The organism is Streptococcus suis (assembly GCF_024509555.1).
Taxonomy (GTDB): Bacteria; Bacillota; Bacilli; order Lactobacillales; family Streptococcaceae; genus Streptococcus; species Streptococcus suis_AD.
This window is the reverse complement of sequence record NZ_JAMWEL010000042.1, coordinates 1-1,684: the sequence shown is the minus strand read 5'-3', so window position 1 is coordinate 1,684 and position 1,684 is coordinate 1. Positions and strand designations below refer to the sequence as shown.

The 1,684-nt window shown below is 41.7% G+C and carries 1 protein-coding gene; it reads left to right on the top strand.

The genetic code is table 11. The features are described from left to right. The first annotated feature begins 72 nt into the window (after positions 1–72). Positions 73–1,643 (top strand): IS3 family transposase gene (locus NF418_RS10225; protein ID WP_256779521.1). Its coding sequence is split into 2 segments (ribosomal slippage): positions 73–718 and positions 718–1,643, totalling 1,572 coding nucleotides; the frame shifts between segments, so codons are not numbered across the junction. The last annotated feature ends 41 nt before the right edge of the window (positions 1,644–1,684 follow it).

Sequence of the window (1,684 nt, the reverse complement as noted above, 5' to 3'; positions counted from 1 at the left end):
TGATATACTCCCCTTATAGTGGACAGTGAAAAAACAAAAATTTTCACTAGAAACTATGAGGGGAGTTTTATTATGTCCAAAAGAAGTCCAAAATCTGTATCTGAGAAACTAGAAATAGTTCTACTGCACTTGGAAGAAGGGAAATCACTTAGCTGGTTAGCTAGGCACCATGGCGTGTCTAAAGACACCCTATCGAATTGGGTTCGGAAGTACAAAGAAGCTGGTGTTGAGGGGCTAGAGGAAAGTCGTCACTGGACGAAGTATAGTAAAGAGTTGAAGGAACAAGCTGTTTCCGACTATCTCAATTGTTTGGGAAGTCTCAAAGAACTGACTGAAAAATATGGAATTTCTTGTCATTATGTTCTCAGTTCCTGGATAAAAAGTTATACTAGTGGTAAAGAACTGAAAGCTACTAGTAGAGGAATGAGTCGCATGAAACAAGGACGCAAGACAACATTTGAAGAACGGGTTGAGATTGTCAATTTTACTCTTGCCCACGAGAAAGATTACCAAGGGGCTGTTGAGAAGTATGGTGTTTCCTACCAACAGGTCTATTCTTGGGTTAGAAAGTTTGAGAAGGACGGTTCTAACGGCCTCCTCGACCGTCGTGGAAAAGGTTTGGAAAGTAAGCCTAATCTGACTTCGGAAGAAGAATTACGCCTTAAAATCAAGCAACAGGAAGAACGGATTAAGTATCTTGAAATGGAGAACGGCCTGCTAAAAAAGTTAGAAGAAATCAAACGACGAAACCGACGGTAAGACTTGGTCGCCACTTGGAAACTTTCCAAGCGATTAAAGAATATGCGGATGAGCATGAAGAGGCTTCTATCAGCCACTTGTGCCGAATCCTAAAGGTATCTCGCTCAGGCTATTACAAGTGGTTGCGTCATCAAGAAACTCCTTCTGAACAGGAAAATTTAGGCTTGATGGATGTCATCAAGGGCCTTCATAGCCAACATAATGGCATTCTTGGTTATCGTCGTATGACTCTATTTGTCAATCGCAAGCTTGGAACAAGCTACAACAAGAAACGGATTTGTCGCTTGATGCACATTTTAGGCATTCGCTCCATTATCAGAAGAGCCAAGGGGTATTGTACCAAGACTAGCTTTGTTAATGTAGAAGACAATATTCTCAATCGTGATTTTACAGCTACTGCCCCCAATCAGAAATGGTGTACAGATGTGACTTTCTTGAAGTATGGTCTCGGCTGTAAAGCCTATTTGAGTGCTATTAAGGACCTTTATGACGGCTCTATTGTCGCTTATGTGGTTGGTCAGTTTAATGATAACGAATTGGTGTTAGAGACGCTTCGTAAAGCACGGAAAGCTAATCCTGATGCGACGCCATTGATTCACAGCGATCGAGGCTCGCAATACACCTCGAAAGATTATTACCGTTTAACAACCCAGTATCAGATGATTCGCTCTATGTCTCGTGTTGGTAAGTGTATTGACAACGCACCAATTGAGAGCTTCTTCGGACACTTTAAGACGGAGTGCTATGATTTGAAGAAGTATAAGACTTTTGAGGAGTTGGTATCAGACATTGATGCTTACATCCATTTTTACAATCACCAACGTTTTCAAGAACGCAACAACGGCCTTGCCCCTCTTGAAATGAGGAACAAGGCCGTCGCCTAATCTTTTATTATTTCATTGTCCACTTGACAGGGAGCTGTTCA